This window comes from Metabacillus sp. 113a (genome assembly GCF_050107635.1).
In the GTDB taxonomy this organism is placed as follows: domain Bacteria; phylum Bacillota; class Bacilli; order Bacillales; family Bacillaceae; genus Metabacillus_B.
The window spans coordinates 1-26,198 of record NZ_JBNILJ010000016.1; the positions used below are offsets into that span (position 1 = coordinate 1).

At 43.2% G+C, this 26,198-nt stretch carries 28 protein-coding genes and 1 pseudogene; 22 read left to right on the forward strand and 7 right to left on the reverse strand.

Annotated features, from left to right (window positions below; genetic code table 11):
* Nucleotides 1-351 precede the first annotated feature (351 nt).
* On the forward strand, nt 352-1,212 hold the full coding sequence (locus ACQCVE_RS16820; protein WP_426863448.1) for a PPK2 family polyphosphate kinase: 861 nt from the start codon (nt 352-354) through the stop codon (nt 1,210-1,212).
* A gap of 31 nt (nt 1,213-1,243) precedes the next feature.
* Here ACQCVE_RS16820 and ACQCVE_RS16825 read toward each other — a convergent pair whose 3' ends face one another.
* Nucleotides 1,244-1,786 carry a GNAT family N-acetyltransferase gene (locus ACQCVE_RS16825; protein WP_426863449.1) on the reverse strand — a complete coding sequence of 181 codons (543 nt, stop codon included), beginning with the start codon at nt 1,784-1,786 and terminating at the stop codon, nt 1,244-1,246.
* Nucleotides 1,787-1,906: 120 nt separating this feature from the next.
* On the opposite strand from ACQCVE_RS16825, the gene ACQCVE_RS16830 reads away from it, so the two are divergent.
* From ACQCVE_RS16830 to ACQCVE_RS16840, 3 genes are all read left to right on the forward strand, one after another.
* Nucleotides 1,907-2,236, forward strand: a complete 330-nt coding sequence (locus tag ACQCVE_RS16830) for a hypothetical protein (RefSeq protein WP_426863450.1) — start codon at nt 1,907-1,909, stop codon at nt 2,234-2,236.
* A gap of 347 nt (nt 2,237-2,583) precedes the next feature.
* Nucleotides 2,584-3,066, forward strand: coding sequence for a hypothetical protein (locus tag ACQCVE_RS16835; RefSeq protein WP_426863451.1), 483 nt, complete (start codon nt 2,584-2,586; stop codon nt 3,064-3,066).
* A gap of 18 nt (nt 3,067-3,084) precedes the next feature.
* On the forward strand, nt 3,085-3,249 hold the full coding sequence (locus ACQCVE_RS16840) for a hypothetical protein (RefSeq protein WP_426844665.1): 165 nt from the start codon (nt 3,085-3,087) through the stop codon (nt 3,247-3,249).
* Nucleotides 3,250-3,928: 679 nt separating this feature from the next.
* Here ACQCVE_RS16840 and ACQCVE_RS16845 read toward each other — a convergent pair.
* A complete protein-coding gene (locus ACQCVE_RS16845) occupies nt 3,929-4,300 on the reverse strand; it encodes a VOC family protein (protein ID WP_426863452.1) in 372 nt (123 codons plus the stop codon).
* Nucleotides 4,301-4,632: 332 nt separating this feature from the next.
* Here ACQCVE_RS16845 and ACQCVE_RS16850 point away from each other — a divergent pair, with 332 nt between their 5' ends.
* The 4 genes from ACQCVE_RS16850 (at nt 4,633) to ACQCVE_RS16865 (ending at nt 9,402) form a co-directional block, all read left to right on the forward strand.
* The gene (locus ACQCVE_RS16850; RefSeq protein ID WP_426863453.1) at nt 4,633-5,517 is read left to right on the forward strand and encodes a DNA-3-methyladenine glycosylase family protein; all 885 of its coding nucleotides are present in this window, start codon (nt 4,633-4,635) and stop codon (nt 5,515-5,517) included.
* Nucleotide 5,518: 1 nt separating this feature from the next.
* A complete protein-coding gene (rlmD, locus tag ACQCVE_RS16855; protein WP_426863454.1) occupies nt 5,519-6,928 on the forward strand; it encodes a 23S rRNA (uracil(1939)-C(5))-methyltransferase RlmD in 1,410 nt (469 codons plus the stop codon).
* Between the two features lie 275 nt (nt 6,929-7,203).
* The gene (locus ACQCVE_RS16860; protein WP_426863455.1) at nt 7,204-8,895 is read left to right on the forward strand and encodes a DUF262 domain-containing protein; all 1,692 of its coding nucleotides are present in this window, start codon (nt 7,204-7,206) and stop codon (nt 8,893-8,895) included.
* Between the two features lie 336 nt (nt 8,896-9,231).
* Complete coding sequence (locus tag ACQCVE_RS16865) at nt 9,232-9,402, forward strand: hypothetical protein (RefSeq protein WP_426863456.1); 171 nt, start codon at nt 9,232-9,234, stop codon at nt 9,400-9,402.
* A 243-nt stretch (nt 9,403-9,645) separates the two neighbouring features.
* On the opposite strand, the gene ACQCVE_RS16870 is transcribed toward ACQCVE_RS16865, so the two are convergent.
* Entirely contained in the window at nt 9,646-10,131 is a 486-nt protein-coding gene (locus tag ACQCVE_RS16870) for a DinB family protein (RefSeq protein WP_426863457.1), read from the reverse strand.
* Here ACQCVE_RS16870 and ACQCVE_RS16875 point away from each other — a divergent pair.
* From ACQCVE_RS16875 to ACQCVE_RS16905, 7 genes are all read left to right on the forward strand, one after another.
* Nucleotides 10,029-10,898 carry a FecCD family ABC transporter permease gene (locus ACQCVE_RS16875; RefSeq protein ID WP_426863458.1) on the forward strand — a complete coding sequence of 290 codons (870 nt, stop codon included), beginning with the start codon at nt 10,029-10,031 and terminating at the stop codon, nt 10,896-10,898. The two genes, ACQCVE_RS16870 and ACQCVE_RS16875, sit on opposite strands and share 103 nt — an antisense overlap.
* Complete coding sequence (locus ACQCVE_RS16880; protein ID WP_426863459.1) at nt 10,895-11,680, forward strand: ABC transporter ATP-binding protein; 786 nt, start codon at nt 10,895-10,897, stop codon at nt 11,678-11,680. Before ACQCVE_RS16875 ends, ACQCVE_RS16880 begins: the two co-directional genes overlap by 4 nt.
* A gap of 491 nt (nt 11,681-12,171) precedes the next feature.
* Entirely contained in the window at nt 12,172-13,140 is a 969-nt protein-coding gene (locus ACQCVE_RS16885) for a tRNA dihydrouridine synthase (protein WP_426863460.1), read from the forward strand.
* 109 nt (nt 13,141-13,249) lie between these two features.
* Nucleotides 13,250-14,158 carry a Gfo/Idh/MocA family protein gene (locus ACQCVE_RS16890; protein ID WP_426863461.1) on the forward strand — a complete coding sequence of 303 codons (909 nt, stop codon included), beginning with the start codon at nt 13,250-13,252 and terminating at the stop codon, nt 14,156-14,158.
* Nucleotides 14,159-14,411: 253 nt separating this feature from the next.
* Nucleotides 14,412-15,152, forward strand: coding sequence for a type I methionyl aminopeptidase (gene map, locus ACQCVE_RS16895; RefSeq protein WP_426863462.1), 741 nt, complete (start codon nt 14,412-14,414; stop codon nt 15,150-15,152).
* Nucleotides 15,153-15,223: 71 nt separating this feature from the next.
* A complete protein-coding gene (gene rluF / locus ACQCVE_RS16900) occupies nt 15,224-15,931 on the forward strand; it encodes a 23S rRNA pseudouridine(2604) synthase RluF (protein WP_426844652.1) in 708 nt (235 codons plus the stop codon).
* Between the two features lie 159 nt (nt 15,932-16,090).
* A complete protein-coding gene (locus ACQCVE_RS16905) occupies nt 16,091-16,465 on the forward strand; it encodes a hypothetical protein (RefSeq protein WP_426863463.1) in 375 nt (124 codons plus the stop codon).
* A gap of 320 nt (nt 16,466-16,785) precedes the next feature.
* Here ACQCVE_RS16905 and ACQCVE_RS16910 read toward each other — a convergent pair whose 3' ends face one another.
* Together ACQCVE_RS16910 and ACQCVE_RS16915 are read right to left on the reverse strand one after the other, a co-directional pair.
* A complete protein-coding gene (locus ACQCVE_RS16910) occupies nt 16,786-17,493 on the reverse strand; it encodes a M48 family metallopeptidase (RefSeq protein ID WP_426863464.1) in 708 nt (235 codons plus the stop codon).
* A gap of 8 nt (nt 17,494-17,501) precedes the next feature.
* On the reverse strand, nt 17,502-17,966 hold the full coding sequence (locus ACQCVE_RS16915) for a DUF1456 family protein (protein WP_426844649.1): 465 nt from the start codon (nt 17,964-17,966) through the stop codon (nt 17,502-17,504).
* Between the two features lie 309 nt (nt 17,967-18,275).
* Here ACQCVE_RS16915 and ACQCVE_RS16920 point away from each other — a divergent pair, with 309 nt between their 5' ends.
* Nucleotides 18,276-18,764 (forward strand): TetR/AcrR family transcriptional regulator, encoded by a 489-nt coding sequence (locus ACQCVE_RS16920; RefSeq protein ID WP_426844648.1) that lies wholly within the window; start codon nt 18,276-18,278, stop codon nt 18,762-18,764.
* Between the two features lie 394 nt (nt 18,765-19,158).
* Nucleotides 19,159-20,109 carry an SDR family oxidoreductase gene (locus ACQCVE_RS16925; RefSeq protein ID WP_426863465.1) on the forward strand — a complete coding sequence of 317 codons (951 nt, stop codon included), beginning with the start codon at nt 19,159-19,161 and terminating at the stop codon, nt 20,107-20,109.
* A gap of 672 nt (nt 20,110-20,781) precedes the next feature.
* On the opposite strand, the gene ACQCVE_RS16930 is transcribed toward ACQCVE_RS16925, so the two are convergent.
* Nucleotides 20,782-20,913, reverse strand: coding sequence for a HAMP domain-containing protein (locus tag ACQCVE_RS16930; RefSeq protein ID WP_426844646.1), 132 nt, complete (start codon nt 20,911-20,913; stop codon nt 20,782-20,784).
* A 98-nt stretch (nt 20,914-21,011) separates the two neighbouring features.
* Complete coding sequence (locus tag ACQCVE_RS16935) at nt 21,012-21,437, reverse strand: hypothetical protein (protein ID WP_426844645.1); 426 nt, start codon at nt 21,435-21,437, stop codon at nt 21,012-21,014.
* Nucleotides 21,438-21,735: 298 nt separating this feature from the next.
* On the opposite strand from ACQCVE_RS16935, the pseudogene ACQCVE_RS16940 reads away from it, so the two are divergent.
* The 5 genes and pseudogenes from ACQCVE_RS16940 to ACQCVE_RS16960 all read left to right on the forward strand — a co-directional run bounded on the left by ACQCVE_RS16940 (nt 21,736) and on the right by ACQCVE_RS16960 (nt 26,113).
* Nucleotides 21,736-22,510 (forward strand): annotated as a pseudogene (locus ACQCVE_RS16940) (phosphotransferase).
* Between the two features lie 77 nt (nt 22,511-22,587).
* Entirely contained in the window at nt 22,588-23,349 is a 762-nt protein-coding gene (locus tag ACQCVE_RS16945; protein ID WP_426844644.1) for a hypothetical protein, read from the forward strand.
* Nucleotides 23,350-23,371: 22 nt separating this feature from the next.
* Nucleotides 23,372-24,178: a HEAT repeat domain-containing protein gene (locus tag ACQCVE_RS16950; RefSeq protein ID WP_426844643.1), complete on the forward strand. Its 807-nt coding sequence runs from the start codon at nt 23,372-23,374 to the stop codon at nt 24,176-24,178.
* A 23-nt stretch (nt 24,179-24,201) separates the two neighbouring features.
* Entirely contained in the window at nt 24,202-25,050 is an 849-nt protein-coding gene (locus ACQCVE_RS16955) for a sialate O-acetylesterase (protein WP_426863466.1), read from the forward strand.
* Between the two features lie 601 nt (nt 25,051-25,651).
* On the forward strand, nt 25,652-26,113 hold the full coding sequence (locus tag ACQCVE_RS16960) for a stress protein (protein WP_426844641.1): 462 nt from the start codon (nt 25,652-25,654) through the stop codon (nt 26,111-26,113).
* Nucleotides 26,114-26,198 lie beyond the last annotated feature (85 nt).

Genomic DNA, 26,198 nt, shown 5'->3' on the forward strand with positions numbered 1-26,198 from the left:
TCCACATTTAGGGTAAGATTAATCTGGGTCATATTCATCCTCCATTACATTTTTTCTTGGTCGAAAACATTGTAACATGAGGGTGATATGACCCTTTTTCTATTTACACAATTATATGGACTTTACCCAAGATTTAAATATATCGACCGGAATCACAGAATATCGGTCAAGATTGCAATAAATCGGCCGAAATCATAGGATATCGGTCAAGATTTAAATATATCGGCCGAAAATCCAATATATCGACTTTTCAACAGGATTCGACAAGGATTACGCTCACCCCATGTAGTTTGCGCTCCCCGGGACATGGGTAAAAATGAGAAGATAAGTACGAACGAGCAGGAGGGGCCAATGAACGTTAACCGATATCAAATCCAAGGCGATAAAAAAATCAGATTGCCTCACTATGCCACTGCGGAGGACCATGGATACAGCGAAGAGGAGCTGCGGACTCAGCTCATTCCTGAGAGTGTGAATAAGCTGAAGGATTTACACTGGCGCCTTCATGCGGAAGGGAAAAAAGGGATTGTCGTTGTTTTGCAGGCGATGGACGCAGCCGGAAAGGATGAGGCGATCAGCTACATTTTTTCCAACTTGAATGCCCAGGGCCTGAAGACGACTTCGTTTCAGAAGCCATCAGAAACTGAGCTTAACCATGATTACTTATGGAGAATTCGTGAAGGCCTTCCGGAAAGAGGACAGATCGGTATTCTGAACCGGTCGCATTACGAAGATGTCATTGCCCCAAGAGTCCACGATCTGCTGGAGGAAGGAACCGTTCCGGAAGATAAGGACGAGGAAGAAATCTGGTCCATGCGCTACCGGCAAATCAATGACTTTGAGCGGTACCTTGTGGAAAACGGATTTGAAGTCGTTAAATTCTTCTTTAACATGTCAAAAGAAGAGCAGAAAAACAGACTGCTGGAGCGAATGAAAAACCCGAAAAAGAACTGGGAGTTTTCCTTCAGCGATGTGGAAGAACGAGAGCATTGGGACAGCTACCAGAATATCTTTGAAGACATGCTGAATGAAACATCTACAGAATATGCCCCGTGGTATATCCTTCCGGCAGATGATGAATGGCACTCCCGTTATATCATTACCAAAACCATGATCGAATGCCTGGAAAAAATCGACCCGCAATTTCCGGAGATTTCAGATGAAAACCGGAAGAAGCTCAATGAATATATTGAAAAGCTGGAAAACGAATAAAAAGAGGGGGAACGAAATTCGTTCCTCCGTTTTACGTTCTCTTCAGAACATAATGATTGAACGTCTCCCCATCCAAGAAAACCTTCCGCAGAAAAAGAAAACCGCTTTTCCTAATCACCCGGTTGGACGCAGGATTATCCTCCCGTGCAATCGCATTCAGGATATCCGCATGTTTTTCTTCAAAAAGGTAGCGGCTCAGTCCTTCTACAGCAAGCGTCGCATAGCCGCGTCCTGTAAAACCAGCAGAAACCGCATACATAATTTCCCGGTTTGGAGCAGGCAGCTCTTCTTTAATGCCCGTACAGGACCAGCCGATCAAACGTCCGCTTTCTTTATGGATGATCCCAAGCTTAAGATGCCGGTCTGCCAGTTCAGCCGCACCCAAAAACTCCTTGTTTGCCGGAATTTCATAATTCGTCACCCAATCTCGCCGCTGTTCCCTCGTAGATTTCCAATCTGGAAGAAAAGCGGAAACCTCGGGCTCGTTGGAAATACGGTAAATCTCGTCCGCATCCTCAACAGTGAATTCACGAAGAAGAATTTCTCCCAGGTCTATTGAAAAAATAGTCATCATTTTTTCTCCTAGCCGGTTATTTAGTCATCTATTATTCTACCTTAAAATAAGAACGGGTGGATATTTTTTCCTGAACACCCTTATATACACGTACAAAAAAACAAGCCGGAGGTCTGAATGATGAGAAAAGCGTACATGTTCATTTTAATATTGGGGGTGATTGCAATGACAGCTGCGGGCTGTGGTACGAGTGCGGAAGAGAAGGAAGAGCAGGAAAAAATTAAGGATCATGCTGCACCAATTGCAGTTGATTATGCAATGAAATTCTATCATAAAGAATTTATTATTGATGGATTTGAATTTTCATCACAAATTGGAGGCGGGGTTTTATTTGTTCGTGGACACTTTGAAGGTGAAAAACCAAACCAGAGAACTGTGCAAATATCCTATAATCCTGAAAATTATAAAGAAATGACAGCAGATGCTATGAAAAAGTCGAAGCTAGATTAGGAGGGGGAAGAGATCTATCATATAACAGCCTGCAGTTGAACTTGCTAAGGATAAAGATGATAAGGAATTCATTATTAACTGCTATGAATTCTCATCTAAAGTTGGCGGTGGTACAATTTTTGTAGACGGTCATTATGAAGGTGAAGAACCTAACTCTCGTTCTGTACAAGTAGTCTATAACCCAGAGAACATTCAGGATATGGAAGCTAGAGGTATGAACGAGTCAGAAAATTAAATGGAGAATAGTAGGGATCAGATTATTTATATAGTTATTTATCTGAAACAAGCCTATCGAGATGACAGTAAGACTAAAAAGTTTGTCCCAAAATAAGAGGAGAATACCAAGAGTGGAAAAGAATCAACAGCATCCAAATAAATGGTTTATTACAATAATTTACAGGGTAGTGATTAATAGTTCCTTTTTCTCTTGTTATAAACACACATTATCTACTAGTTTTAAAGAAGTAAAATTTTCCAAGAAGAAAAAGGGAGGTACTGATAGTGAAAAAGCTATTTTTTTAATTATAACAACGGTGGTGTTTATTGTGGTAGCTGCAGGATGTGGGAAAAGTGAAGAGGAGAAGAAAAACCAGGAGAAAATTAAAGAGTATGCTGCCCCTATAGCGGTTGAATTTGCAAAAGAAATGGATGGTAAAAAATTCATTATTGATGAATACGAATTTTCCTCTAAGATGGGTGGTGGCCTTCTGTTTGTTCGAGGACACTATGGAGGGGAAAAACCTAAAAAACGAACAGTTCAAATTTCTTTCAATACAGAAAATTATCGAGAAATGACCGCGGATGCTCTCAAACTATCTAAAGTAGAATAAACAGGAGATGAAATTATCATGATTACTGATAAGTCATATAGTGCTCTCTCGGATGCAGCATATGATCCAGATGAAGATAAACTATCTAATCAGATAATAGCAGGAGTGATTTTACTTCCCAGTGATGAATTTTTCAGCGGAGATACAAAGTGCGGGTTTGAAAAATCTTTAGCGTCCAATTAGATAAAGGCTTGTCAGATAAGCTCCCGCGACCGCGAAGGAGTTTTTTGTTTTTGCCAATAAGGATAGACCCTTCCTGTATGAGAGAAGGGTCTTACATATTTTTATAAAAAGGAGTCGTTTAGCTCCTGTTGCATTGCATCTGTCTTTGACTTGACAGCTGGTTTCGGAATCCTGTAATGGTTCTCATATTTACACATCTCGCAGGAACAATTTAAATGGGTCTTAGATAATTTCCCGGGGTGTTTCAGGTAGGGGTGAAGCATAGCGGCGCTTTCATCCAATCCCCAAACCTGTTTCAGAATTCCCAGCTTCCGGTTAACGGCTTTCTTTGGTGACGGTAATACGAACGTGATCAATTTTTCATAAATGAAACCCTCCCTAGAGTAGCATACCTCCTGCAGGGGGTCTCATAGGGTTCGTGAACCCTTGCAGGCAGGTACTTGAGGTTTTCATTTGATGAATTACTTTCTTCATAGATTTTTCTTAGCTGATGAGGGCAAAATTGTGATAGAGCGTATTGTGATTTAACCCTGCAGCGCAGTTCGTAAAGCTTAAAAGGAGCGGGTCCTTGGAGAGGCTATTTATAGAAATACCGGAAATGTTCTTCTATGTTCATCGCTCGAAATTTTTTTGGGAGGACCCGACAGCCCCCCTTGGTCATCAGCTCTTCATTCGGTATTTATCTATGCTGATCCACAAGAATGATGTTACCATCCGGATCTTTGAGGGTGAAACTGGCAGGACCTTCAGAGTCCGCATCGGCTTCCGAAAGCAAGGAGATTCCCTTTGATTTCAGCTCGTGCTGGAGGTCGCGTACATCCGTAAATGATTCAAGGTTCTCAGCCTTCTGATCCCAGCCAGGATTGAATGTGAGAATGTTCTCTTCAAACATTCCTTGAAACAGTCCGATAACGGTATCTTCGTTTTTCATGATCAGCCAATTATGTTCAATGTTCCCGCCCATTGAATCAAAGCCTAGCTTTTCATAGAACTCTTTGGACTTTTGAATATCCTTCACGCTTAAGCTTACTGAAAATGAGCCAAATTTCATCCCTGTTTCCTCCTCAATTAACGTTCTATATCCAGTATAAAATGATTTTGATCAAACTTCATTAACTTGGACAGAATTTCTCGATTTGGTGAAAAGTTAAAGCCTTTAAGGGGGAAAGTGTTTGAAATGATGCGGAGGATGATTTAATAAGATAACGGGGCACCCCGTCCCGCAGGATCTCCTATATCCTCGAAAACCCTGATATATCTCCAATAGTCACTGACTATCGATTTTTAGGGAAAGCTCGGCAAGCTGGCGCCAGAGTTTTTAGCCACCCTCCCAACTATGCTATAATACAATCACCATTTCACGTGCGAAAAGAGGGGTTTAAGATGTGGCAGGAACAGGTTCAGGTGGCGGCGCCTTATGATTTTGACCGGGTGCTGGAGCGGCTTTCGATTGATTCGATGAATGTGCTGGATTTGGCTGAGCGGTATGTGAAGGTTCCGCTGCGGCTGAACGGCTTTGAGCCGCATGTGGTTACCGTTCAGGCAACGGGGACAAAGCAGGAGCCTGCTTTTACCGTGACCGGCAGGACCGAGGCGGTCAAAGAGGAAGCGATGGCAGAGGTTCGCCGGATCTTCCAATGGGACTTACAGCTCTATGCAGTGGCGGAGCATTTTAAGCCGTCCACGATCGCTGAAATATTCGCCGAGCACGAGGGCACGCCGCTCGTTCTGGATTTCAGCCTGTACGGAAGCCTCATTAAATGCATCATCCATCAGCAGCTCAACATGGCTTTCGCGATGACGCTGACGAAGCGGTTCGTGCAGACATACGGAGAAGAGGTGGACGGGGTCTGGTTTTACCCCCATCCGGAAAAAGCTGCCGCCATCCCGGTGACGGAGCTCCGTGAGCTGCAGTTCAGCGGACGCAAAGCGGAGTATATCACCTCTATATCCGCGCTCGTCGCAAACGGCGAAATTGATCTCGAGAACATGCACAACCAAACTGACGACGAAATTTATGAACAGCTCATTAAAATAAAAGGGATCGGGCCGTGGACCGTGCAGAACATCCTGCTGTTCGGCCTCGGCCGCCCGAATCTGTTCCCACTCGCTGATATCGGCATCCAGAATGCACTGAAGCAGCATTTTCAGATGGATGCGAAGCCAACCAAGGAAGAAATGCTCGCTTTCAGCAGGGAGTGGGAGCCTTATTTAAGCTATGCGTCCCTTTACCTGTGGCGCAGCATCGAAAAAAGAACGGAGCGTTAGCATGAACAACAAGCGTACACATCAACCAAAACAGCAGTCCGGCATCACGATGGAAATGGGACAGACCTTTCCACTTACGATAAAACGCCTCGGCATCAACGGAGAAGGAGTCGGCTATTTCAAAAAGCAGGTCGTCTTCGTATACGGCGCCCTTCCCGGCGAAGAGGTCGTCGCGAGAGTAACGAAGCTTCATGCGAAGTTCGCAGAAGCGGAAATCAAGAAAATCCGGAAGGCATCCCCGCACCGGGTCAAAGCGCCGTGCCCGTATTTCGGCAAATGCGGAGGCTGCCAGCTGCAGCATCTTGACTACCAGCAGCAGCTGAAGGAAAAGCGCGATATCCTGATCCAGGCACTCGAGCGCCATACGAAATTTGATTTGTCCAAGCTTGAGATCCATCCGACAATCGGCATGGACAACCCGTGGGAATACCGGAACAAGAGCCAGCTTCAGGTCGGCAAACAGAACGGCAAGGTTGTCACAGGACTGTACGGCTTGAACACCCACCAGCTCGTCGCCATCGACCACTGCATGGTGCAGACACCGGCCACCGACCGCGCCACTCAGGGCGTCAAGCAGATTCTGCAGGACTTCAAGATCGAGCCATATGATGAACGGAAGCGCCAAGGGCTCGTGAAAAACATTGTTACCCGTGCCGGCATCGAGACAGGCGAGGTGCAGGTCGTCATCGTCACAGAAAAAGAGGCCTTCCCGAGGAAAGACCTGATTGCGGATGAGATCATGAAGCGCCACCCGGACGTCAAATCAATCGTGCAAAACATTAACCCGGGCAAAAACTCAATGATCTTCGGGGACAAGTCCGTCAAGCTGAAAGGGAAAGACACGATTGACGAAAAACTCGGTGAGCTCTCCTTCGGGCTGTCGCCAAGAGCGTTCTTCCAGCTGAACCCGGAGCAGACAAACAAGCTCTACAACGAAGTCAAAAACGCAGCCGCCCTGACCGGCAAAGAAAAAATCGCCGACGCCTACTGCGGAGTCGGAACAATCGGCCTCTGGCTCGCCGACGGCGCCAAAGAAATCCGAGGCATGGACGTCATCGAAGCCTCCATCCAGGACGCCAACCAAAACGCCAAAAACCACAACATCAACGCCACCTACGTCACCGGAACCGCCGAACACTGGCTCCCGAAGTGGACCAAAGAAGGCTGGAAACCAGACGTGGTTGTCGTCGATCCGCCAAGAACCGGCTGTGACCGGACATTGCTGGATACGATTAAAAAGGTAAAACCGAAGAAATTTATATATGTGAGCTGCAATCCGTCTACACTTGCGAAGGATTTGGAGTACTTGGCTAAAGAATACAGAGTAGAGTATATGCAGCCGGTGGATATGTTTCCGCAGACTGCGCATGTGGAGTGTGTAGTGCAGATGACACTAAGGAAAGGCAACTAACCCTAGTGGTGGTTGCTTTTTTATATTTATAATGAATTTACTAACTTGCAGGTTATTTTATCACTGCCATTCAGTTTAGAATTATTAAGTATCGTAGCTGTTGTGTTAATTTTTTGAGAGCCTTTCTCCGATGTTATAGCGATAAAAAGAAGTGTAACCGTTTCTAAATAATTGATAGATAAATATTGGTAGAAAAATGGTATAATAATATCAGGATTATATAACTAGACTTAATAAGACCAATAGACAAATTTGTAACTGATGAGGAGTATTAAATGAGCAGATTGATAGATAACAGCATATCAATATATGAGGCTTTACAAAATATTAAAGATGGAAGATATGTAATGCCTGCGTTCCAAAGACAATTTGTTTGGGGTACGGAGCAAATTGAAAAACTGTGGGATTCAATTTTATTGGATTATCCAATTGCAACATTTCTATTTTGGCATGTAGATGACTCCAATGTGTCTTGGGACACCTATTTTTGCAGTTTTTTATCAGAGGTCACATTTGATAGCAGAAAGCAGGCTGACACTGTTAATTACGAGCTGACGAGTATAAATGTTAAGAATACAAATATTGCAGTGTTAGATGGACAGCAAAGGCTGACATCAATGTATTTGTCATTGTTGGGGCATGCATACATACGTCCCAAAAATTCCAGAAAGAAGTCCGGTGATAAGATTGTTACTAAACTTCTTATAGAACTGAATAAAAATAAGATAACTGTCGATGAGGAAGAGTACAACAGCAAAAAATATGATATTAAATTTAGTGAAAAAATAGGAAGATTAAGTCCAACCCAGTTTGAAATAAAAAATATCCTTGATGATAAATTTCAGAATGATGCTACAAGAGAAACAGCAATTGAAGAAGCGATCGTTAATGTTCCGGGAGATAGTAAGGACTATGCACGGAGCATTTTAACAAAGTTGTATAATAAAATTTTTGTCGAAAAGCTAGTTAGATACACAGAAATTAAGGAAATGAAACAAGATGATGCTCTTGAGATGTTTGTAAGGTTTAATAGTGGTGGCAAAGCACTTCGTAAATCCGAAATAACAATGTCAATTCTAGAGGCATACTGGCCAAGTGCAAAAACAGAATTTGGCAAAATACTCGTTGACTCATATGCTGGCTTTGGAACGGACTTTATTATTCGTTCAGCTTTAATGTTGTATGGTGATGTAGTCAAGTCCAATATTAACAAAAAGATTGCAGAGGAATTGAAAAACGATTGGAATGGATTTAAGCAGGCACTTACAAATCTAGAAAGTCTGCTAAAGGAAATGAAAATTGATGTAAGCCGTTTCTCAAGCAGCTGGAACGTACTGCTGCCGATTATCTATTACATATATTATAGTTCTGATTACGTCAAAAACATCAAAGGTATTCAGGCATATTTATTGAGGGCGATATTCTTTACATATTTCCAATCCGGTACTACGGGTAAACTTCAGCAGATGAAGAGCAATATCATTAGTTTTGATTATGATATAACAATTGAAATGCTCGATCAGATGAATGACCTGAGAGTTACAGATGGTAAAATTGAGGATGTACTCAATTCGGAAAAAGGAAGCAGAGTTGCTGGTGAAGTACTGTATTATTTAAATCTTTCCTGGACAAACAAAAGCTTTAAATATGAACAAGATCATCTTCACCCAGATAATAGATTTAGCGAAAGTAAGCCAGTATCTGTATCTATGGAAGAGTGGAGAAAATGGCGTGGCGTGCGTAATCGGCTGCCCAATCTACATCTTCTGGAAGGCAGAAGCAACGGCAGCAAAAACGCTATGCGACTCGTTGATTATTACAATGATATGAATGATGAACAAAAGGCGGAATTTATTGAACAGGCTATGATTCCACAAGATCTTTCATTAGAAATAGAAGACTTTGAAAAATTATATGAGGCCAGAAAATCATTACTCGCAGAAAGGATACGTGAATTACTGGGGTAAGAGATTGCTTTAACGATAGGTAATCTATTTCTGATAGGCATCCTAGATTAAAGGAATCATCAAGTTTAATAGCGAGCTGTCATAACTGCTTCCAAGATTGTGGTTGATTTTCTAAACAGTCAGGGTAATAAAAATGATGAAAATTATGTTTTTGCTTGCAGTATTAAGTGTTGGCCTATTTGCATTCTTAGATAAGCATTTTTGGGGTTTGATACTTTGACTTGCATTCTTTGTTATCGGTTTATTTTTCAATAAACCACGCTTTTAAAAAAATAATGATTAGCGCAATTGCGATTGGAGAGAATTACCGAGGCACAAAATATCGGTGGAATCATTGTGCTTCCCGTCATAGGAATGCTCATCGGGCAGCTAAGCGGACTTTTCCTGCTTGGAATAGAGCTCATGCTGATGATCTCGGCTGCTGTCCTGCTGCTTAATGGTTTTCTGTTTTACTGGATTATGAAGTTTAATAATCGCAATTCACTGTTTGAGAATCAGATTGGATGAGATAACAACAAATGCAGTTCTTTCAGCTGTCAAAGTTTTTGCAATTGAATCCATTCCTTTTCCATCGAGGTATTCTCTAAAGATCCGTCTACCAATCTCCGGTGTATTAAAATTTTCAGCTTACCGTTGTCTGAGTAGTATCCACAAAAAACACGGGGACGGTTCTGCTGCTTCAGAAGCATCAGAACCGTCCCTTTATTTACTTGCTTGAAAATCATCTTTCAAAATATGGAGTTGCTGTGCTTAGGACCAATCCACCCCACCCCAAGAGGATTGCAGCTTCCGAAGCAGAACAATTTGCCCAATATGATACACAGCGTGCATTATGGCATTGCTTAGTAAACGCTCAATGGAGTACCTGTCTGCTGCATACGGTTCTTTTAGCTTTTCATCATTTAGTTCCGCGATCACGGCTTTTAATTCATTCATAACTTCGTTTAGGCGCTTTACGGTTAGGTTCCAGCCATTTTCGTCTTCCGGATTCCCTGGATTTGCGAAGGTTTCTTCATTATCCTTTGGTTTATGAGGATTTTCAGTGCCTTTGATTCGATGGATGACGTCTTCATTCCAAAAAACCAAATGGTTGACGATCTGCCAGATTGAATTGCTGGTTCCAGAACTTGTCCATGAGGCCTCAGCGGGGGTTACTCCATCAAGGGACTGCTCCAAGGATTTGGAATATAAGGCCCCGCACGCTTGTCGCCGTCTTTGCGGGTATAAACCTGGCACTATCGGGTGCCTTGCTGCAAGGGGTTATGCGGAATCCTATGGCTGATCCTCATATTATCGGTGTTTCCTCTGGTGCAGGTTTATTTGGTATCACCATGCTCCTGGTTTTCCCGGCTTATTCGTATTTGCTCATTCCTGTTGCATTTGTCGGAGCGCTGGCCTCGGCCCTGCTCATCTATCTGCTCGCATGGGACAAGGGAGTCTCTCCAATGAGGATTATCCTTGCCGGCGTTGCGGCCTCTGCTTTTTTAAACTCAGGCGTTTCAGCCCTGTATACATTCTATAGTGATCGGATTCAGGGGGCTGTTTCTTTTATGGTTGGAAACCTGTCAGCCAAAAGCTGGGGCCATGTCGAAATCATCGTTCCTTATAGTCTGATTGGCTTAGCACTGGCATTGCTAAGCGCGCAGCGGATGAATGTACTATTGCTTGGTGATGCTGAATCAAAGTCTCTTGGACTAAACACGGAAGGCTATCGTTTGTGGTTTATTGCTATTAGCGCCCTGCTTGCTGCCAGTGCAGTGAGTATCGTTGGTCTTTTGGGTTTTGTTGGATTAATTGTCCCACATGCTGCAAGGCTTCTCGTCGGGAATGATTATCGGATATTGCTTCCGGCTTCAGCCTTGCTGGGTGTAAGCGTTCTATGCTTATCTGACACCATTGGCCGTGTTGCCTTTGCACCAATCGAGCTTCCTGTCGGTATTATTATGGGGGTTATAGGGGCTCCATTTTTCCTATATCTGTTACGAAAGAAGAGAACGATATGACTATTGAGGCAAAGAATGTGCATATTGGATATGATGAAAACGAAGTCATTTCAAGTTTATCTCTTCAGTTTGAATCAGGAAAAATTCACAGTATTCTTGGACCGAACGGCTGCGGCAAAAGCACGCTTTTAAAAGCACTTGGAAAGCAAATTCAGACGACTGCTGGAGAGATTTATTTTAAGAATAGTGAAATCAATAAATGGAGCAGGAAAGCCTTTGCCAGAGAGCTTGCTTTCTTAATGCAAGTCCATGCGAATAACCCCGAGATTACGGTAAGACAGTTAGTGGAATATGGACGTTTCCCTCACAAAAGGAAATTTGAAAGGCTAAATCAAGAAGATCAGGCAATTGTGGAGCAAGCGATCAACCTGACTCATTTAGAAGATTTAGCTGAGAGAGCAGTAGATCGGCTGTCTGGAGGGGAGCGTCAGAGGGCATGGATTGCAATGGCACTAGCTCAAAAGCCTGCTGTATTATTACTGGATGAGCCTACGTCTTATTTAGACATCCACCACCAGCTTGAGATAATTGAACTGATTAAACAATTAAATATGGCTCATGGCATTACGATCATTCTAGTCCTCCATGATATTAATCAAGCAGCCATGATTTCAGATCAATTGGTTGTGCTTCAATCAGGAAAACTTTATGATAGTGGAATTCCAGAGAATGTGATAACAAAGAAGATGCTGCGTGATGTTTTTAAAGTTCATGCTGAAATAAATTTTTCATCTGATCGTAAATCAATTTCTATCAGCAATTTTCATCTTCTGGAAAAATAACACACAAAACCTCTGAAAATCAGAGGTTTTTTCTATCGAAGGAATAGGTGGAAGACTGGGAAGCTTTATACCGCAGAAAGATTTGGGATTCTTTCCTGCTTGAATAAAACTGAATCTTTTCTGATTGCGAATCTTTCAATGGATGAGCCTCATTTAACTGTGCATAATTGACGTAGTTATGGACTTTGAAAACAGGATGGGGGTCAGTTACTTTTAAAACTACCTTACAAACTTGATGCATGGAATAAGAAGCCGATAATTTAATTTGAACTATAAAAAATGTGGTAGCCGTTAAAAAACTTTTTTCGGCTATTCATTTTTTGGATTGGATATGGCGGCAGGTATTTACATTGGAATTTATCCATATGACTTATCTGCTATAATTGATAACCACCCCCAAACCATGATATAAGTGTAAAGGAGCAAAAAATTGTTTGTTCCTATCAATTGAACTTTATGATCCACCCATATAGAGAGGAATGGAAGAACAAATGAGTACTAATTTTTGGCGTGAATTGCCGCGGCCGTTTTTTGTGCTGGCTCCGATGGAGGATGTGACGGATGTGGTGTTTCGTCATGTGGTGAGTGCGGCGGGGCGGCCGGATGTGTTTTTCACGGAGTTTACGAATTCGGATAGCTATTGTCATCCGGATGGCATCGAAAGTGTGCGCGGGCGTTTGACGTTCACGGAGGATGAGCAGCCCATGGTGGCGCATATTTGGGGAGACCGTCCTGATTATTTCCGCCAGATGAGCATCGGCATGGCTGAGATGGGCTTTAAGGGCATCGACATTAATATGGGCTGTCCGGTTCCGAATGTGGCACAAAGAGGGAAGGGCAGCGGCTTGATCCTCCGTCCCGATACGGCAGCAGAGCTGATTCAGGCTGCGAAGGCCGGCGGACTGCCTGTCAGTGTGAAAACAAGGCTTGGTTTTAAGGAAATTGATGAGTGGAAGGAGTGGCTCGCGCATATTCTGAAGCAGGATATCGCGAACCTGTCCGTCCATCTGCGGACAAGAGACGAAATGAGCCAGGTGGATGCTCACTGGGAGCTCATTCCTGAGATCAAAGCACTGCGTGACGAGATCGCTCCGGATACGCTGCTTACGATCAATGGAGACATTCCTGACCGTCAAAAAGGATTAGAGCTTGCTGAGAAGTATGGCATTGATGGCGTGATGATCGGACGGGGGATCTTTAAAAACCCGTTTGCCTTTGAAAAAGAGCCGCGGGAACACACCAGTGAGGAGTACCTGGATCTGCTGAGATTGCAGCTCGATCTTCAGGATCAATACGCCGAGACCGTGCCGCGCTCCGTAACGGGCCTTCACCGCTTTTTCAAAATTTACGTCAAAGGCTTCCCTGGAGCTGCTGAACTGCGGAGCCGGCTGATGAACACGAAGTCGACAGATGAAGTGCGGGCTTTGCTGGATGGGTTTAAACAGGAAGGTACTGCTTAAACTAGCACGTTTACCCTTGGGACAATGAATCCCGGGGGTTTTTATATTGGAGAGCAAGGAAACACACGTGCTATACTTACCCTACCACACCACCAAAGGAGGAACGCACATGAGACTCGGGATTATCGGACTCGGTGACATTGCCAAAAAAGCGTACCTGCCCGTGCTGTCTGAAAGGGAGGATATCGAGCTTGTCCTCTGTACGCGAAATCCGGATACATTAAAGCAGCTGGCGCAAAAGTACCGGCTGGATGAAATGGTTCAGACAGTGGACGAGCTGGTGACGAAAAAGATGGATGCTGCGGTCATCAGTACAGCGACAGAAGCGCATGCGGAGATTGCTGAAAAGCTGCTGGAAAACGGGATCAGCGTTTACATAGATAAGCCTGTTTCTTTGAATTACAGGGAGACGAAGAGAATCTCGGAGCTTTCTGAAAGCAGCGGGAAAGTAGCGATGACCGGCTTTAACAGGCGTTTTATACCGCGGGTTCAGGAGTTGAGAGAACACGGGAAGGCGAGCCTGATTCTGATGCAGAAAAACCGGTTTGCTGCACCGGATCATGTCCGGAGGTTTGTTGTCGAGGATTTTATTCATGTGGTGGATACGCTCCGGTTCCTGATGGATACAGAAGTGACGGATGTCAAAACGCAGTTTTTGAAAAATGGAGAGCTGCTGGATCATATCGTCGTCCAGCTGAATGGGGACGGATGCACGGCCATCGGGATCATGAACCGGAACGGCGGGGTGACGGAGGAAATCATCGAATACTCAGCAGGCACCCATAAATATGTGGTGAATAGTCTGGTTGAAACGACTCACTACCATAATGAAGAGAACAGTGTCACGAAATTCGGAGACTGGGAACCGACCCTGCTGAAGCGCGGGTTTTATCAAATCATGGATCATTTCATAGAATGTGTAAGAGAAAGCCGCACACCGGATCCATCCATCCAGGACTCCCTCATTACCCATGAAATTTGCGAGGAGATTGTCCGCCAGATTGATCCTGAAGCATGAGCGGGGTATTTTCGGTGAAACAATGGAATAATTACTTTTATAATAAGCTTTTTTAGAGGATGACATTGATTTTAACACCTGTTGATTGGAGCGGAAGGCGTGAGACTCCGTGCTGAGAGCAGCGGGACAGGTGAGACCCCGCATTCGCGCAGCGGCGAGGAGGCTCACCGCCCAAGGATAAGCGAATGCCGGCAGCGCAAATCAACAACTAAGTTCATAAGAGCGTTATTAAAAAGAAAAAGAGGGAGAAAACATGATTGCGAAAACAGAAGAAGATTTTAACGGTTTAAAGGAAATTGGCAAAATTATCGCGTCCATTCGGGACGAACTGGTCCAAAAAACGGTTCCCGGCATCACGACGAAAGAGCTTGATGATCTGGCAGGAGAGCGCTTTGAAAAAGCAGGGGCCATTTCAGCACCAAAAGGCGAATATGATTTCCCGGGGTTTACGTGCATCAGTGTGAATGAAGAAGTGGCGCACGGGATTCCGGGTAACCGGGTCATCCAGGAAGGAGACATCGTCAATATCGACGTATCTGCTTCCAAGAACGGTTATTTCGCGGATACGGGAATCTCGTTTGTCGTGGGAAAAGGCGAAGAAGTTTTAACGAGAATATGTGACGTGGCGAAAAAGGCATTCGAAGCGGGCCTTGAAAAGGCAAAGCCTGGTTCCAAAAAAAGCAGGATCGGAAAAGCGGTCTTCGAAACAGCGAGAGAGCATGGGTTCACCGTTATTAAAAACCTTACCGGACACGGAATCGGACGCACGATCCACGAAGCTCCTGACCATATTTTAAATTACAATGACCCGTGGGATGATGAGATTTTAAAAGAAGGAATGGTCATCGCCTTTGAACCGTTTATCTCCACCTCAGAGGAAGAAGTGTTCCAACTGGATGACGGCTGGACCTTTGCCACGGAAAAGAGCTTTGTTGCTCAGATTGAACATACAATCATTCTGACAAAAAACGGTCCGGTTATTTTAACCCAGTAGGAGACCTTGAAAACGGATCAAATTGTGCGGTATGCTTAGACATACCATTCCAACGTAAGGCTGTGATGAACATGCGTATTAATAAATTTATAAGTGAGTCCGGGAAGGCGTCCCGGCGCGGGGCGGACCGGCTGATCGAAGAAGGCCGGGTCATGATCAACGGCAAGAAAGCGAAGATCGGGGATCAGGTGAAACCTGGGGATGATGTCCGGGTGAGCGGCGATCAGATTCAAGTGTCCCGGAACAATGTGTACATCGCATTGAATAAACCGGTTGGCATCACGAGCACCACCGAAAAAAATGTCAAAGGAAACATTGTCGATCTCGTCAATCATCCTTTGAGAATTTATAACATCGGACGCCTGGACAAGGAATCCGAAGGCTTGATTCTTCTCACGAATGACGGTGATATCGTCAACGAAATCCTGCGTGCCGAAAACGAGCATGAGAAGGAATACATCGTTTCCGTGGATAAGCCAATCACACCGGAGTTTGTTGAAAAGATGGGGAGCGGCGTCAAAATCCTTGGAACGAAAACCCTCCCATGTGAAGTGGAGCAGCTTTCAAAATTCGACTTCAAAATCATCCTGAAGCAGGGACTCAACCGCCAGATCCGCCGCATGTGCGAAGAGCTTGGCTATGAGGTGTTCAGGCTGCAGCGGGTCCGCATCATGAACATCCACCTCGGAAACCTTCCACCAGGGCAATGGAGAGATCTGTCCAAGAAGGAAAAGAATCAGCTGTTCAGTGAGTTGGATTATTATCCGAATGAGTGGTAAACAGAAAGGATGGGCCGGGGCCCATCCTTTTTTATATGTAGATATGGAGTGTATGTTTCAAATAATAAATTAAAGAAGAACAAAACTTTAAGTGGAATATGGTGGAATTAGTCCCTATTAATAGTGTAATATAGGGTATAAAGGAGTGGGTTAAAAGTAATGGAAAATAATGCAGCATTAGCCGATCATAACGCCATCATTAATCAAAATCATTCATTTACAGACACAGAAGCACGTTCTTATTTTGATGGGGGATTGTTTCAATTCATTGGTTGGACTTTATTGGGCTTACTAGTAACAGTATGTACATTGGGTATTTGCTATCCTTGGTCAATCACGATGATTCTTGGCTGGAAAGCACGTCACACTGTAATCAATGGTAAAAGACTAAAATTTACAGGCTCAGCAGTAGGACTTTTTGGAAATTGGTTTAAATGGTGGTTCTTTACAATCATCACTTTAGGAATATATAGTTTCTGGGTTTTTATTGCAATGGAAAAATGGAAGACTAAAAACACCACTTTTGAAAATTAATCAATTTTTGGACTAATTCTTTCTATTATTCTTTAGACATAAATGACCACTTTAAGGATCAAATGAAAATTTATTCTCACTCTGCAAGTCCCCGAACTCCTTAATAACCGGATAAAGTCGAAACGTGTTTTAAGGAAATTCCAGTGTACTTAATGATATGTACTGAAAAAAGAGCACCGGTATCCGGGGCTCTTTCTTGTCTATTTTTGATTAAATACGGCATTTGAAATCAGCCTGAATAAATAATCCGTATGGTTCCTGAAGCCCGCTTCAATGCCGATTAAGTGAACCTGTTAAACTCCTAATGGATTTTCCAGTTGTTATACCGTCATCTTCCAGCTCGACCGCGCAAGCCACCCCTCATCTTCCTTATAATCCGGAACCATTTTTCCAACAAGCCGCCAGAAGGAGCGGTCGTGGTTGAGGTGGACCATGTGGCACATTTCGTGCACGACCACGTAGTCGATCACTCGCGGCGGGGCCATGGCGAGGCGCCAGTTAAAGGTTAGCCGGAGTCCGGAGTCGCATGTTCCCCACGTTGTTTTGCTGTCTGTGATGCGGATGGAGCGCGGTTTTGTTTTAAAATGCTTTTGATGGACGGAGATTCTTTTTTCCACCAGTGCCTTGCATTGCCGGTAATAGAACCGCTTTAGCGCCTGTTTGATTTTTTCCTCTTCAAGCTGCGCTACCACAACGTGCAGTTCGTTTCCTTTCATGCGGACAGAATCCTGCTTGGCCTGAGGATCGTGGTGAACGTTCAAGGGGCAGGCCTTTCCCAGATAAAGAAAGGTTTCTCCCTGTTCATACTGCTTGACCTGAGGCCCGAGCAGCCGTTCCTTGTTTTCTTTCACTTTTTGCTGAATGAGCTCCCAATTTTCCTCGATGACATACAGCACTGCAGCGTCCAGTGTCCCTTTTGGAGCGTGGACCTCTATGTTTCCGTAAACATCTACATAGATACCGATGGCCGAACGCTTCTTATATTGAACGTCGAAGCTGATGGTCTCCCCTGAATACTTATGAATCATTTTTTTCACTATCCCCGATACTTGATTGCCAGTCCTTTTAGAAAATTGCGGGCATATCTGTCTCCGCATTCCTTATAGTTTTTCTGGCCTTCTTTTCTAAGCAAAGCACCGAGCTCTCCCTTTGTGACGGTCACTCCGGCAAGCTCCAAAACGTCCAGCATTTCCTCGGTTGTAAGAGATAAAGCGATTTTCACTTTTTTAAGTAAAACGTTGTTTGGATGTCCGTGGGAGATGGCAGGCTGAACCGGCTGCTCCTCCTGCTTTCCTCTTCTAAATACAATGAGCCCATTCAAAAAGGACTCATATAGGAGAGGACTGCAGCTGAGGTGGTTTTCCTCATCCTCTTTTGTCAGCAGCATGCCGACCTCTTCTCTGGAAACGTTCACGCCGCCATATTTAAAAATCTCTTCCATCTCTGAATTCCTCAAATCAAGTGCATATCTCAGCCGTATTAACCGGTCATTATTATCCATAGTCATCTCCTGGTTACGCATTTTTCGTTCTTTTAGAATAACACGTTGGTAACCATTTATACAGCCGCGTCCTGCCCCTCTTCAGCCTGCTGCCACCTTAGCTAAATCTGCTGGATAGTTAGCGCCTCACAGCTATAGATGAAACGACTGTTACCCCCAATGATAAACGTCGAAGTATTCTTCCGTAAAAAACGGTCCACAGGTATTTTCCACACTTGATTTTAAATATTAGTTTATTTATAATGTAATTGATCAATAAATAACTACAAGTAGGTGTTTGTCATAGCTAGGTCTACTAAAGAAAATCGTATGGATGAAATTCTTGAAGCTGGATTAGAAGTGTTTGCAAAAAAAGGTTATTATAATACAACTACCGCACATATTGCAGAAAAAGCTGGCATATCACAGCCTTATGTTTTTCGATTTTTTAAAACAAAGGAACAGTTGTTCATTGCAGCTTTGGAGCGAGCGTTCGAAAGAATTCTTCAAACTTTTAAAAATTTGGATGCTGGTCCGGATCAACTCGTTTCAAAAATGATCGCTGCATATGAAGAACTTTCTGAATTATATCCCAATGAAATTGCCTTGCAGGTGATAGGCATATCCGTAACAGAAAACGATGTGCGAAGTGCAACTCAAAAAGGGTTGTCGAGTATCCAGAGCTACACTTTAGAGCGGTTTAAAGCAGCAGGGATAAAGAACGCAGAGAATGAAGTGACTACCTTTTTAGCGAGAGGAATATTATGTAATATAGCTTACTTCATCGACACCCCTGAGCTGATTGATGGAAAAAAGTGAATAATCAAGTTTGATTATTTATTTTTAAAATATAATTTATTAATTGATTACTAACAAGTGCAAGGAGGTGAAATGATGAGATTAGCTACAATTGACTATGCTTCAATCGCGGTAATTGCTGTTTGTGCGTTAAGTTGGCTCGACTAATTTATATGACTAATTGCTTTAAAGGGGGCTGTTGCAGATGAATAAAAGTAAGGAGGATTCTATTTTCTCATTGTCCATTGTATTAGGTATGATCGCCGTTGTAATTGTTTTATTCACATTATGGGATTAAGTTGGATCAGGCATGGGGACTTGAGCATCATGTTTCGTATGTAATATAGGACAATGACAATTATTTTTTTATAAATTTTAGTTATTGATTAATCACTAAATAAATGAGGTGTTATAAATGAATAAAGCTATAGTATTAGGTGCAACCGGCGGGTCAGGTCAGGTCATTGTTTCGGAATTATTGAACAGAGGAATAGAAGTGATTGCTTTCGGACGTTCTCAACGTAAATTGAATGCTTTAATGGAGGAACATGATCATAATCCCAACTTAACATATAAACTGGGGGATATATTTGATCATCAGACGATTATAGAAGCGGCAAAAGAGGCGGAAATCATTTTTCAATGCGCAAATGTGAAGTATCAAGAGATGAAGGATAAACTTCTGCTACTTGGTGAGAGTGTGATGAAAGCAGCAGATAGTCTAGGCAAGAAGATTGTTATAGTTGATGGAATTTATGTATATGGGCGTCAAGTTGCAAAAGGAGATGAAAGTCATCCACATTATCCACATACAAAAAAAGGTAAGACTAGAGTGGAATTCGAGCAACTGATATTTAGTCCTGAATGGAAAAGAGCTAAAGCATTAATCGTCCGGTTACCGGATTATTATGGTCCTACATCGCAAAACTCTTATCTGCAACCCACTTTAGAAGGAATAGCAGCCAATAAACCTTCTATTTTTATTGGAAATCTGAAAACACCCCGGGAATACGTTTACTTGCCCGATGCGGCTAAAATGATTGTAAACATAGCGGAAAGAGAAGACTCTTATGGCGAGAACTGGAATGTACCAGGTGCAGGATTGATTTCGGGAAAAGAAATTATCCACATAGCCCGTCAAATAACAGGAAGTCAAAAGCCAATCATTCCATTGACTAAAAGTGCCATTCGTTTTATTGGCTTATTCGATCTATTTATGAGAGAAATTGTTGAAATTATGTACCTCACTAAAGAAGGATTTATTTTGAGCGGCGAAAAATATGAAAAACGAATCGGTCCCATTCCAAAAACCGCTTTCAAAAAAGGACTTGAAGAAACGTTAGCAATATTAATGCGTAAAGAATAACTGCACAGGGCTCTTTACCTGCATGTATCCCATCTGGAAATTTTCTGTTTAGGAAGCCGGACCCTCTGTATGGACAATTGACTGTACAGAAGGTCCGCCTATAGCTAGAAGAAAATCGCACCCTTCTAATCTAAGAAGTCAGGATTGTAATATAGCGGCTAAATTGATAAAGTCTAAAAGGCTTTTTTTATATTTTTTAGTTTAATGATAGCTTTGAAAAAAGGAAAAGCATGAAACTTGTCCGGATCCTCGTATGCTTCTTTTGGCTGTCAGTCCTGCTCTCCACTTCAGTAAGCCGTGCCACCGCAGATGAATAACAGAACGTTCAACGTTCACATCTATATACCTTCCATTCTGTCATTAAAGCAAATCTTGAAGCTGTTCATCATGTTCCTGCAATCAGTAAAAACGCTGGCCATGAAGGCAAAGCCGGCCCACAGGCGGAAAAGCCAGCCGCCAAAACCCGAAAAGCTGCCTACATCACGTTTGATGACCCTTTAAGCCACTGCCTCAAATTATTAATTATTTGAAGGGCAGGGAATACACGCTGATGCCGTATAATCCGAAGCAGCATGTGGTGAGTAATTTTTGGGGGGATGGGAGGTTTTAAGGGGGAGCAGGCTATTCTTTTTACAAAACTCATGTAAAAAGAATAGCCTGCTTTTTATCATCTTAGGCGAGAAGACCCACATACCCTTCATGGAGGTATTCATTCACTTTGAGCTCCTGAACCATTATGTTGAAATTCTTTACGAGTTCTCCGTTCTCATCTTTTCCTTTATGATGGATGTGGACGTCGAACATTCCATTGGCAACCTGAATCGGCTTACATTGTTACAGCTGGAAAATTAAGAAGAGAGCCTAAGATGATGGGCGTCAGGAGTTTGCCATGATTCAGCCGCCTAGTACACGTTTTTCCTGTCCCGCTTTTGTTTTCTCAGCTGATAAAGCCGGAATGAACTAACTGCGATGACAATTGCTGCGATTATCATAGCGCTTGCTGTTGCATAATTCCACCCTTTGGGTGGTGGTGCGGACCCCAGCCTCTGGAGCATTGGCTCAGGTATTCCTCTTTCTTTTGCCTGCTGTTCAAGCTCCGGAGTCAGCCCTCCGTTTTTATTAACTTCTTCCATGAACCGCTTTACTTCAGCGATATTAATATTTTGGGGTAATGCCGCCCCAGTCATCTCTCCGATTAGAGGTAAGCCTTTCGGTATTGAAGCGGGACCTGCAGCATCGGGTTTCATGAAGAAAGGAAGTGCAGATAGAATTATGACCGTTACGGACAATCCAATTAAACTGATAAAAAACCATTTTGAATTTCTCATTTTTTCTCCACCCAATCTGATTTCATTTTCTTCTTTTTTACACTCATGTTTTATCCCTCCAATTATGTGATGAGTTAAAACTACTAGAGAATTATGAACTGATTATGAATTTCTTTACGAAAGCTGCCGGGGACATGCTGCATCCTTAAAGGCCGCCGGAATGCAGGATGGTTAAAGGGAGATTGATAGAATAATGAATTCAGGCTATGGAATTTCTGTAATATGAAAAATAAGGATGCAGGAATCTGTAAGAATTTGTTTTTCGCTTGTATCAAACGCACATATAAGGGGAATTTTGATGTCAAGTCAGTATGATCAAGAGGAAAGCCTTACAGGAGGAAATGTGTCGAGCGTTTGTAGGGTGGGAGATACGGTCCGGCGCGGGCGAAAGCCGGATCGTGATCAGATTCATGCTTTACTCAAGCATCTTGAAATGAAGGATGTGGAAGGTGTGCCAAGATTTCTTGGCATTGACGGGAAAGATAGAGAGATTCTGTCTTTTATAGAAGGAGAAGCAGGAAATTATCCATTGAAGACATACATGCGGTCGGATGAGGCGCTAAAAAAATTGCGGGAATGCTCCGCACCTATCATGATGCGGTAAGTGATTTGCCCCTTGATTCGGGCTGTAAGCCGATTGATAACACCCCAAAGCTGCTGGAAGTGATTTGCCACAATGATTTTGCGATTTACAACCTGATCTTCAATGAAGAAGTGCCCGCAGGCATCATTGATTTTGACATGGCTGCTCCGGGCCCAAGGCTTTGGGATATCGCTTATACGCTGTACACCTGTGTGGCGCTGAGCAGGCTCTATTATAAGGAATCAGGTGAAGCAGCTATTACGATCGAACAAAAGATGCCGTCCGGATAAGGCAAAGAGTAAATTTGTTCTTTAATTCTTATGGGATCCAAGGAATGAAAAGTGGCTTTCTGGAGATGGTGCTGCTGCGGGTGGAAGGATTATGCAAAACGTTGCAAAGGAAGGCAAAAGAGGGCGATAAAGCCTTTTAAAAAATGATCGATGAAGGACATTATGATCACTATCAAGAGGACCTGCGCTTTATCCGCTAACATGGGAGAGAGTGGGTTTGAAAGCAGGAGCAGGAATTATTCCGGCTTCACGCCTCCTCTAGAAAGAAGGTATCAGCTTGAACTGGAGCCCATTCAGAAAAAATAACACTTCCCCGGATGATCACATCTCCTATCAGGATAAAGAAGATCTGCTGCAATCCCTTTTTACAGAACGTGATTATACAAAGCTTCCTGCTGCGTTCCCCATGCTCCTGGCGAGCTCCGCTGAATACAGGACAAGAACAGCTGAGGCGATCCATTCATGTGTATCCAAACTGACAAATGCGGAGTTATTGCTGCTGGATCCGCTTTTCCGGGAGATGTATTTTGATAGTCATGACAGTTGGAGAAATGAGTTGCTCCACAATTTACATTTTGCTGATCGGCCAGCTGAAGAGAAAATCTCGATTTTAGGGCTGTGCACGTTTCATCCAAATGGATATGTTCGGGAAGAAGCCATGACCATCTTAGCTTCCTTCCATACAGGAAGAGAACTTCCATTTTTGCTTATGCGGTGCAATGATTGGGTCTCAGAGATTAGGAGACTGGATAAGCGGCTGGCAGAGGAGCGGATTGAGGACAGCCAGGTAGAGGCGTTTGCTGCGAATTTACCGGTCGTATTCAAACTGAAGAACTCCAATCGCGCAGATCATGATCTGCTTTTTGAAAAAATATCAGCGCTGCTTTCCCGGCCGGAGGCGATCCCGTTTTTGCATGAAGGCACACAATCCAAAGAGCATAAAACAAGGTTGTTCTATTATGAGATGATCATTCGATCCAGGCAGGTCGATAGAAACTTTGATGTATTACTTCAGGCGGGAAAAGGAACCTCATGTTAGGCTGATTTTATTCCAGGAGTTCATGAATGAAATCAGTGAATCAGCGTTTCAGCGTTTCTACTGCGAGTTAAAAAAAGATAAGTTTACTAGAATCCGGGCTGCAGTTTTGCATAAAGCTGTTGTGGTTTTTCCGAATCAAAGCATCATTGAGCTTGAAGCAGCTCTCTTTGATAAAAGCGAAACGGTCAGATCTCTTGCAAGATATCTGCTAAGTAAAAAGAACATCACGGATTTTGCATCCTATTATACGGAAGCCATTATGAAACAGTCCGTCGGAAACCTCCGGGGAGCCCTGTTAGGGATTGGAGAGACCGGCGGCAAAGTACATACGGAGCTGGTCCTGCCGCTAGTAAAGTGGGATGAAGCGGGAATCATCAAAGCAGCAGCCCGTGCGCTCGCTATGCTCGATCCAGACCCTAATCGGGAGGTCTTCATCAGCCTGCTGAGCCATGATCATCCGGGAGTTTCAAAAGAAGCGGGACGGTCCTTGCAGGCAGCACGTTATGAGGACAAAGCAGAAGATCTATACAGAATTTATAAAGAGGCCGAGGCTCCTCACAGCAGATATCAGGCCGCTGTCTTACTGTGCTCGCTATCAAAATGGGTGTCCATCCGGTATATTCCTGAACTCTATGTAAACGAGGAAAACCATGCAATCAGCAGGTTAGGCCAACAGCAAGCATCAAAGTGGCTTGCGGGCTATAACCGATCCTTCTCCGTCCCAAGCAAAGAGCAGGCGGTCTCCGTCCGAACCGCGCTAAGCAAATATGGAAGCGGACTGAGGAAATGGGAAAGGGAGCAGCTTGAGTTTTGTTTGAAGGGGTTTTAAATATAGCAGAAAGAGGTTTTTCTATGAAATCAATATTATTAATCGGACAGTCAAATATGGCAGGCAGAGGATTTATTGAAGATGTTCCACCGATTTATAATGAAAAAATAAATATGCTGAGAAATGGCAGATGGCAAATGATGTCGGAGCCCATCAATTTTGAACGTCACGTAGCTGGGGTTGGTCCTGCAGCTTCATTCGCTCAGGCTTGGACAGAGGATCATCCGGGAGAGTCCATTGGGCTCATACCATGTGCCGAAGGTGGAAGCTCGATTGATGAGTGGTCCATTGATGGACTGTTAACAAGGCATGCGATCTCAGAAGCCAAATTTGCTATGGAAACAAGTGAACTAGCGGGGATACTATGGCATCAAGGGGAAAGCGACAGTTACGGAGAACGGTACAAGACGTATAAAGATAAATTGCTTACTTTATTTAAACACTTGAGAGAAGAACTCAAGACTCCGGATGTCCCTATCATGATTGGTGAGCTGGGACATTTCCTTGGAGAGACGGGATTTGGAAAAAGTGCTGTGGAGTATAAGCAAATCAATCAGGTATTATCTGAAGTGGCCCGTACTGAAGGGAATTGCTATTTTGTAACCTCAAAAGACTTAACAGCAAATCCGGATGGAATTCATATTAATAGTCTCTCTCAGAGAAAATTCGGAATAAGATACTATGAAGCTTTTTCAAAACAAAAGCACGTTTTTGATCCTTTAGACAGTGAGCATGCATGGATGGAAAAGGCAGCGAAACGTGAACTCACTAAAAATGAGTATCTATTTGTCCAAAGTACGAAGTTTGCCTTAGGGCAAATGAGCTTTGAGGAGTTTTCCAGTAATCTCTCCACTTTGGATGAAAGAAAGTGAAGTCCGGATCATACTGGAGAAGTGCAAGCCATAATGGTTTGCACTTCTTTTTTATGTTCCGTTTTCAATGTTTATTTATTCTGGACAAAAGGATGCACACGTACAGTTCTGCTGCTTTAATAGCAAGGAAACCATCAACTTTGTTAGTGATGTTGATTTAACGCCTGAAGATTGAAGCGGAAAGCGAGAGACTCTTGAGGGAGCAGCGGACTTTACACGTAAACAGGCAGACGCTTAGAATACGTCTGCCTTCATGTTCCTTTCCAGTTATCCAACTATATAACTGTTTTGCATGAAAGGAGATCAAATTTTTTAGCAAGGAACGAGAAACCTGCTTACTTACTGGTTTTACTTTCTATTTTTAGGAAATATGTCCATATTTCATTCCTGCCTTATCAACTAGATAATAAAGTTATTCTCATAAAATAAGGAATATAGTGTATAAACGCAACAATTTCCTTTGAAAACTAGTATTATCGGATTATAAAATTGTTTCTAATATAATATAAAATTATTATAACAATCTAAAAATTTTGTTTTCTTCTCTGCCTAAAGGGTAGAAAATCAATGTAATACAAAACAATGAATTGGAGGAGATTTTATGAAAAACCTAAAACGTACTGTTGTCACCTCTGCTTTGGGATTATCTGTACTGGTTGCTCCTTTAGCTCTTCCAGCTAATGGCACTTCCGCCGCTCCTGCTCAATCAGCAGAAGCCAGTGCCGAAATTCCTGTTGATCCAGTAGCCATCGGAGAAGCGATTGCAAACGCTGTTAAAACAGCGGAAAACCGCGACGGATTTGTGAAAGGCGCCATGGAAAATGCGTTTTATGCTGCAGATGAGAACTACAATGTAATGGTGATGAACTTAAGCCAGGGATATGATGAGCAACTAAACGGTGTTGAATTCTTCGAAACGGTAGAATATGACGGGGTGACCTTCGGTGTCTGGGTGTTCGAAGATGGAGAATTCACGAATGAAGGCGATGGAGGATATATCAACTGGGCGTTTAGAGGCTGGTTTGAACGGGACGATATGACCGTTAAATTTTCCAAACCTTAAAAAGTATGAATAGAGGAAGAGAAGCGCGGACAATCGTCTTCGCTTCTTTTCTCCTTTGTACAGATTCGGCCTGGATTAGTTATTG

Coding starts and splice junctions, on each gene's coding strand:
- ACQCVE_RS16820 (WP_426863448.1), top strand. CDS start 352: ATGAACGTTAACCGATATCAAATCCAAGGCGATAAAAAAATCAGATTG.
- ACQCVE_RS16825 (WP_426863449.1), bottom strand. CDS start 1,786: ATGATGACTATTTTTTCAATAGACCTGGGAGAAATTCTTCTTCGTGAA.
- ACQCVE_RS16830 (WP_426863450.1), top strand. CDS start 1,907: ATGAGAAAAGCGTACATGTTCATTTTAATATTGGGGGTGATTGCAATG.
- ACQCVE_RS16840 (WP_426844665.1), top strand. CDS start 3,085: ATGATTACTGATAAGTCATATAGTGCTCTCTCGGATGCAGCATATGAT.
- ACQCVE_RS16845 (WP_426863452.1), bottom strand. CDS start 4,300: ATGAAATTTGGCTCATTTTCAGTAAGCTTAAGCGTGAAGGATATTCAA.
- ACQCVE_RS16850 (WP_426863453.1), top strand. CDS start 4,633: ATGTGGCAGGAACAGGTTCAGGTGGCGGCGCCTTATGATTTTGACCGG.
- rlmD (WP_426863454.1), top strand. CDS start 5,519: ATGAACAACAAGCGTACACATCAACCAAAACAGCAGTCCGGCATCACG.
- ACQCVE_RS16860 (WP_426863455.1), top strand. CDS start 7,204: ATGAGCAGATTGATAGATAACAGCATATCAATATATGAGGCTTTACAA.
- ACQCVE_RS16875 (WP_426863458.1), top strand. CDS start 10,029: ATGAGGCCTCAGCGGGGGTTACTCCATCAAGGGACTGCTCCAAGGATT.
- ACQCVE_RS16880 (WP_426863459.1), top strand. CDS start 10,895: ATGACTATTGAGGCAAAGAATGTGCATATTGGATATGATGAAAACGAA.
- ACQCVE_RS16885 (WP_426863460.1), top strand. CDS start 12,172: ATGAGTACTAATTTTTGGCGTGAATTGCCGCGGCCGTTTTTTGTGCTG.
- ACQCVE_RS16890 (WP_426863461.1), top strand. CDS start 13,250: ATGAGACTCGGGATTATCGGACTCGGTGACATTGCCAAAAAAGCGTAC.
- map (WP_426863462.1), top strand. CDS start 14,412: ATGATTGCGAAAACAGAAGAAGATTTTAACGGTTTAAAGGAAATTGGC.
- rluF (WP_426844652.1), top strand. CDS start 15,224: ATGCGTATTAATAAATTTATAAGTGAGTCCGGGAAGGCGTCCCGGCGC.
- ACQCVE_RS16905 (WP_426863463.1), top strand. CDS start 16,091: ATGGAAAATAATGCAGCATTAGCCGATCATAACGCCATCATTAATCAA.
- ACQCVE_RS16910 (WP_426863464.1), bottom strand. CDS start 17,493: ATGATTCATAAGTATTCAGGGGAGACCATCAGCTTCGACGTTCAATAT.
- ACQCVE_RS16915 (WP_426844649.1), bottom strand. CDS start 17,966: ATGGATAATAATGACCGGTTAATACGGCTGAGATATGCACTTGATTTG.
- ACQCVE_RS16920 (WP_426844648.1), top strand. CDS start 18,276: ATGGATGAAATTCTTGAAGCTGGATTAGAAGTGTTTGCAAAAAAAGGT.
- ACQCVE_RS16925 (WP_426863465.1), top strand. CDS start 19,159: ATGAATAAAGCTATAGTATTAGGTGCAACCGGCGGGTCAGGTCAGGTC.
- ACQCVE_RS16930 (WP_426844646.1), bottom strand. CDS start 20,913: ATGTTCGACGTCCACATCCATCATAAAGGAAAAGATGAGAACGGAGAA.
- ACQCVE_RS16935 (WP_426844645.1), bottom strand. CDS start 21,437: ATGAGAAATTCAAAATGGTTTTTTATCAGTTTAATTGGATTGTCCGTA.
- ACQCVE_RS16950 (WP_426844643.1), top strand. CDS start 23,372: ATGAATGAAATCAGTGAATCAGCGTTTCAGCGTTTCTACTGCGAGTTA.
- ACQCVE_RS16955 (WP_426863466.1), top strand. CDS start 24,202: ATGAAATCAATATTATTAATCGGACAGTCAAATATGGCAGGCAGAGGA.
- ACQCVE_RS16960 (WP_426844641.1), top strand. CDS start 25,652: ATGAAAAACCTAAAACGTACTGTTGTCACCTCTGCTTTGGGATTATCT.